Here is a 5704-nt window from a genome sequence, read left to right as displayed (position 1 = left end):
GGCCCGGGCCGAAGGCCCTGGCCAAGTGGCTGGCCGGGTCCGTCCGCAAGGACCCGGCCGAGGTGATCGCCGCCGCGTTCGACGAGGCCGAGGCCCGCGACCCCGGCCACCTGCGGACCTGGGTCGTCCTAGTCGACGGGGCCGAGCAGCAGCTGGACCTGATCCGCGCCGAGGCCGGCCGCCGCAGAGCGCAGATCCACATCGTGATCGACCTGATCCACGTGCTCGAATACATATGGAAAGCCGCGTGGACCCTGCACGACGCCCGCGACCCCGCCGCCGAGGACTGGGTCGCGGCCAGGGCGCTTGCGGTGCTGGTCGGCGACAGCGCCCGGGCGTCGCAGGAGATCACCGCCGCGGTGAGTGCCGCCAGCCTGCCCGCCAGCCGGCGGACCGGCGCGGACGCCTGCGTCCGCTACCTGAACGCCCGGCACGAGTACCTGCGCTACGACCAGGCCCTCGCGGAAGGCTGGCCCATCGCGACCGGCGTCATCGAGGGAGCATGCCGGCACCTCATCGCCGACCGCCTCGACATCGGAGGGGCCAGATGGGGCCTGGACGGCGCCGAAGCCGTCCTCACCCTCCGCGCAGTGATCAGCAACGGCGACTTCGAAGAGTACTGGCGCTACCACCTCGCCCGCGAGCACCAGCGCCTTTATCCCGGCACCAAGCAGGGGAAATACGCACTCGGCGCTTGAGTGGCTACCTCACTCCAGAGGAGCTGCACCCAAAAGCGATGGGGCTGTCGTCCGGTGACAGATTGCTTGGCCAGGTGACAACCAAGTTGGAGCGGCACAGCGGCAGCCACTAAACGAACAAAATATCGGGCCAACTAAAGTTCACAACCGTACTTGGCGGCTGTGATCGATAGTTGGTGGACGCCTTTGTCTCCGGATTGGCCTTGCTGTGACCCCCAGCTATAGGTGGCGGCCACCAGATGTAACTGGCTCCACTCCACTTGCTGGCCGGCTTATTCGATGTACTCCTTCTTCGAAGTAGTAGTCAGACGTGCGCTGGCGACACGGCGAAGCCGGTGTCGTCGGGCTGCGCCGCCGCCCGCGAAACTGCGTCGACACCTCAGGCCAGTTCAGCGAGGATGACCGGGTGAGCTTCGAGGGCTTGGCGCCGGTGACCGATGTGCGTGCCGGCGCTTGGATCGCGCCGCGGCTGTGCGGTTTCGGTGGTCGCGTCTGCTGCATCGTCCCGGCAGGGTTCGCCGGCTACGCCCGCGTTCTGCATCCTGCGGCCGACGAGCGCGGCAGGCTCGCCAGCTGGGCGCAGGTGTGCCAGCTGACCGGCCGTATCGCGCACCCGTTGATGCAATGGCACACGATCAGCACCGCCCCGCCGACCGACTCGCCGGCCGGGGCGGTCTCCTGGCCCGGCAGCGATCCTAAGGTGGGCAACTTGCCACCCGCCATGCTCGCTAGTGTGCTTGAAGTACTCGCAGGCTTCACTGCCGATCCGGGCGACTGCTACCACGCGGTGTGGGAGGGCTGGGGATGGCGGCACGGAGACGGCACGATCGGGACATTTTTCCCCTCTGATAGCTCAGATCCACGCCGGTTCTGCCCGCCGCAGCCGGCACCGCCGGGCCTGCCCCAGGAGGTGCTGGACGGCCCGCGACTGAGCCACCCCCACCGCGACTACCTGCTCTTCCATGGCCCGCTGCGAGCCGCCCTGAGCATCGGGCACCAGGTCACCGCTGACTGGCGGCTGCCGCAATCGCCGAGCCTGCTGTGGCCGGCCGACAAGTCATGGCTGCTGGCCACCGAAATCGACTTCGATTCCACACTGGTGGGCGGAAGCACACAGCTGGTGCAAGAACTCCTGCAGGCGACCCCCCTCGAGGCCTGGCCAGTAGGCATCGGCGACGACCTCACCATCGACGGCGACCGGATCAACCAGTAACGTCCCGGCGGGATACCCGCCGCACTACACGCTGACAGAACTGCGCCCCAGCCGGACCCCGACCCCGTCTGGGCTCAGGCTGCGCTGCTGACACCGCCTGGTGCCGGTAAACCCTGACCCGTTGCACACCCAGTCCACCGACAACAGAGTGATAACAGCAAGAAGCGGGCCGCTGCCGCGGCTGGACGCCTTAGCGCTGGGGATTTAGCCGCTCACAGCGGTCAAATCCCCAGCGCTATCGGATGTGCGGTGATAACAGCAAGAAGCGGGCGGGGCCCGCCGCTAGCCCCGGGCGGGGTCGGCGGCTAGCTGGCGGAAGGCGGTTGGGAGAGGGCCTGCTAGGCGGGCGCGGATTGTTGCTGCCGCGGCTTCCGGGGTGAGTGTTGAGGTGTCGATTTCCAGGTCGTAGATGCCGGGCTGGTGGACGTGGTGCTGCCAGCGGAGTACCGGGTCGGGGATTTCGCCGTCAGGGCCGCTGGTGGCGTAGCGGCCGGGTGGGCTGGCGTCGCGGCGGCGCATGATCTCCTCGATCGGGCAGCGGACGCCGACGAGGAACGCGGGCAGGCCGCGCAGCCGCCGGGCCGCGTCGCGGAGCGGGTTCAGCGGGGCCGCGTAGGCGTCGTGGTGGCCGACGTCCGCCACCACGTTCAGGCCGTGCCGGGCGTGTGCTGCGACCGAGTCGTAGAACGCCGCGTACAAGGCGGGGATCAGCGCCTCGATGTCGGGCCGCTCGCCGCCGCCCGGCCGCAGTCCCATCCCTGGCCGGTACCGCGGCGGCGTCACCTGGCGGCTGAACACGTCCACGCCCAGGTTCATCCACGGCCCGTCGAACGTCTCCTGGATGACGGCCGCGATGCTGGATTTGCCTGACCGCGGCGCCCCGTTCAGGACTACGACCCAGCCGGCAGCCATAATCCCAGTATGGACGTCAGCGCCAAGCTGCAGATCAAGCCGGGCCAGCGGATAGCGACCGTCGGGATGCCCGGTGATGTCCCGCCGATCGCGGGGGAGAGCGCGGCAGACACGCCGGAGGCGGCGGACGTGGTGGTGGCGTTCGTGCGCAGCAAGGCAGAGCTCGCCACCGTCGCCGTCCCGGCGATCGACGCCGCCAGGCGCGACAAGCTGGCGTGGATCGCTTACCCCAAGGCGGGCAAGCTGGGGACCGACCTCAACAGGGACCTCCTTAGCGCTGCGCTGGCGGGCGAGGGCGTCCAGCCGGTCAGGCAGATCGCGATCGACGAGGTGTGGTCGGCTCTGCGCTTCCGTCCCGCCTAATCTGATAACAGCAAGAAGCGGAGCTGGCCGAGAACTCGCCGTCAACAACCAGAACATCACCGGGAACCAGGGACGCCGGCGAGTCGCCGGGCATTTTCTTACTGTTATCAGGCGGAATCGATAGTCTCTAACCATGCCAGCCACCGACGCCGATACGCCGGCGCGTGACGCGATCGACGCTTTCATCCGGTCCCTGGACGACCGCGGTTTCGCCGCTAGCACCCGGCGGCTCCGCAGGCGGTTCCTTGACGAGTACCTGCGCCACGCGCTGCGGACTGCCGAGACGCCTGAGATGACCGTGGGCGAGCTGCTGGACCCCGCGCGCACCGACGCCTGGCTCGCCGACGCCGGCGCGGGAAAGACCCGCGTCCGCAACACGCTCCGCGGCCCCGAGGCCGCGGCCTATCCCAACTCGATGCGCGTCCGGGTCGACTCCTTCAACGCCTTCGCGGAATTCACTGGCCTCGCCGAGCGCATTGACGGCCAGCGGCCAGCCCGCGGCTTCCACCTGACCCCCGGGGACACCGAGCGCCTGCTGCACGACCTGACCGTGCGCAGGCCCATCCATTCCAACGCCCTGACGTCGCTGCGGACCGCCGCCGTCGCCGGGCTGGTCGCCGACACCGGCCGCGGCGTTCCTGAGCTCGCTCACCTGAAGGTCAGTGCCCTGCACCTGGATGGCGACGCGTCCGTCGACCTCGACGGCGAGTCCTTCCCGATTACCGACGCGACCGTGCAGATCCTCACCAGGTGGCTTGCCGCCCGCAAGGCGATCATCGCCGAGCTCGAGGGCAGCGACCCCGGCCACCTGTGGATCCCGACCAAGCCGGGACGGCCGCGGGGCGGCGACCCGGCGATCAAGCCAGGCATCAACCGCGCGGCCGTCCGCACCCTGCACGCCGCGCACCGCACCCTGGTCAGCCAGCTGCTCGGCACGCCGTTGCGGCCTGGCGCGCTCCGCACCGCCCATGACCTAGAGGGGTGATCCCCGCCTGGCATCCAGCGCGGTGAGGAGGGCCGCGATCGCCGGGGAGTCGCTCATCGACGCGCGGTGCAACGCGAGAATCTCCCGGCTCGGCACCGGGTCGGCGACCTCAACGGCGGCTAGGTCCTCGCCAAGCGGCGAGCGGCCGAGCCGCGGGACCAGCGCGATGCCGAGCCCCGCCCGCACCAGGGCCAGGTGGCTGTCGAATTCCATCGAGACGTGCGCGATCCTGGGCAGCCGGCCGGTGCCCTCGTACATCCGCAGCAGCCACTGCCGGCAGATCGACCCCTCGGGCGTGGCGATCCAGTCTTCGCCGGCGAGGTCGCGGGGGGTGACCACGGCGCGGGCCGCCAGGCGGTGATCGCGGCGCACGATCACCTCCGCGAGGTCGTGCCCGATCGTGGTCCTGGCGACATGGCCGGGGATCGACAGCGGGACGTCCCCCCAGCTGTGCACGACGCCAAGGTCGGCCTGCCCGGCGGCGACGAGGCCGATGGTGTCCCACGGCTCGCGTTCGGTCAGGCTGACCCGGAGGTCCGGATTCGAGGCGAGGACGCGCGGCAGCGCGGGGGCGATGAGCCCGCGCATCGCGGTGGAGAAGGCCGCCAGCCGGACGTGCCCGGCGACCGTGGCGGCCTGCTGATGCAGCCCGGCCTGCAGCTCTTCCAGGTCCGCCAGCAGGCGCGCGCCCTGCTCGACGAGGTGCCGGCCGTGGCCGGTGAGCATCACGCCGCGACCGACCCGCTCGAGCAGCGGCACCCCGGTCTGCCGTTCGAGGCGCTTGATCTGCTGGGACACCGCACTCGGCGTGAAGCCGAGCGCGTCGGCGGCCGCCACCACCGAGCCGTGGGTTTCGACGGCGCGCAGGGCGTCGAGCGACACCAGGTCAATCATGAAGCAATGCTACATCGTGAAGGGTATGAATATTCGCTGGTGCTTAATAGTTGCGTCCTGAAGACTGGGTCGCGTGAACCGCCGTGACACGCTCCTCGCCGTCCTTGTCGCCTCACTCTGGGGCTTCAACTTCGTGGTCATCGACTGGGGGATGGGGTCGGTGCCGCCGCTGCTGTTCGCCGCGATCCGGTTCACGGTGGTCGCCGTTCCGGCCTGCTTCTTCGTGCGGCGGCCGCCGGTGCCGTTCCGGACCGTCGCCACGGTCGGGGCGTTCATGAGCCTCGGCCAGTTCGGCTTGCTGTACCTGTCGATGCACCTGGGCATGCCGCCGGGGCTCGCCGCGCTCGTGCTGCAGGCCCAGGTGGTGTTCACCATCGTGATCGCGGCTGTCGTCCTCCGCGAGCGGCCGTCGCGTGCACAGGTCGCGGGCGTGGCGCTCGGCGTGCTCGGGCTGGCGGTTGTGGCGCTCGGCCGCGGTGGCCACGTGCCGGCCGCGGCGCTCGTGCTGTGCGTGGCCGCCGGGCTGTCGTGGGGGATAGGCAACGTGGTCTCGCGCGCTTCCCGGGCACCGGGGGGCCTGGCGCTCACGGTCTGGTCGGCGACGATAGTCCCCGTGCCGCTGCTCGCGCTCAGCCTGCT

The 5704-nt window shown here is 70.1% G+C and carries 6 protein-coding genes and 1 pseudogene; 5 read left to right on the top strand and 2 right to left on the bottom strand.

Annotated elements, in window-relative coordinates; genetic code table 11:
• Together WA805_RS21670 and WA805_RS21665 are read left to right on the top strand one after the other, a co-directional pair.
• Positions 1-698: pseudogene (locus tag WA805_RS21670) on the top strand (ISKra4 family transposase); the annotation flags it as partial.
• Positions 699-1008: 310 nt separating this feature from the next.
• Entirely contained in the window at positions 1009-1911 is a 903-nt protein-coding gene (locus WA805_RS21665; protein ID WP_425243245.1) for a hypothetical protein, read from the top strand.
• 282 nt (positions 1912-2193) lie between these two features.
• Here WA805_RS21665 and WA805_RS21660 read toward each other — a convergent pair whose 3' ends face one another.
• The gene (locus tag WA805_RS21660) at positions 2194-2823 is read right to left on the bottom strand and encodes a chloramphenicol phosphotransferase CPT family protein (protein WP_425243244.1); all 630 of its coding nucleotides are present in this window, start codon (positions 2821-2823) and stop codon (positions 2194-2196) included.
• A 9-nt stretch (positions 2824-2832) separates the two neighbouring features.
• Between WA805_RS21660 and WA805_RS21655 the strand changes: the two genes are divergently transcribed.
• Both WA805_RS21655 and WA805_RS21650 read left to right on the top strand, forming a co-directional pair.
• Positions 2833-3186, top strand: coding sequence for a hypothetical protein (locus WA805_RS21655; RefSeq protein WP_422289376.1), 354 nt, complete (start codon positions 2833-2835; stop codon positions 3184-3186).
• 133 nt (positions 3187-3319) lie between these two features.
• Positions 3320-4171 carry a hypothetical protein gene (locus tag WA805_RS21650; protein ID WP_422280887.1) on the top strand — a complete coding sequence of 284 codons (852 nt, stop codon included), beginning with the start codon at positions 3320-3322 and terminating at the stop codon, positions 4169-4171.
• On the opposite strand, the gene WA805_RS21645 is transcribed toward WA805_RS21650, so the two are convergent.
• The gene (locus WA805_RS21645; RefSeq protein WP_422289378.1) at positions 4160-5065 is read right to left on the bottom strand and encodes a LysR family transcriptional regulator; all 906 of its coding nucleotides are present in this window, start codon (positions 5063-5065) and stop codon (positions 4160-4162) included. The two genes, WA805_RS21650 and WA805_RS21645, sit on opposite strands and share 12 nt — an antisense overlap.
• Positions 5066-5138: 73 nt before the next feature.
• Here WA805_RS21645 and WA805_RS21640 point away from each other — a divergent pair.
• Positions 5139-5704 (top strand): EamA family transporter (locus WA805_RS21640; protein ID WP_425243243.1); only part of this gene is annotated, 566 nt, incomplete at its 3' end.

The organism is Trebonia sp. (genome assembly GCF_049794275.1).
In the GTDB taxonomy this organism is placed as follows: Bacteria; Actinomycetota; Actinomycetes; order Streptosporangiales; family Streptosporangiaceae; genus Trebonia.
This window is presented reverse-complemented; position numbering and strand designations above follow the sequence as displayed.

Coding starts and splice junctions, on each gene's coding strand:
- WA805_RS21660 (WP_425243244.1), bottom strand. CDS start 2,823: ATGGCTGCCGGCTGGGTCGTAGTCCTGAACGGGGCGCCGCGGTCAGGC.
- WA805_RS21655 (WP_422289376.1), top strand. CDS start 2,833: ATGGACGTCAGCGCCAAGCTGCAGATCAAGCCGGGCCAGCGGATAGCG.
- WA805_RS21650 (WP_422280887.1), top strand. CDS start 3,320: ATGCCAGCCACCGACGCCGATACGCCGGCGCGTGACGCGATCGACGCT.
- WA805_RS21645 (WP_422289378.1), bottom strand. CDS start 5,065: ATGATTGACCTGGTGTCGCTCGACGCCCTGCGCGCCGTCGAAACCCAC.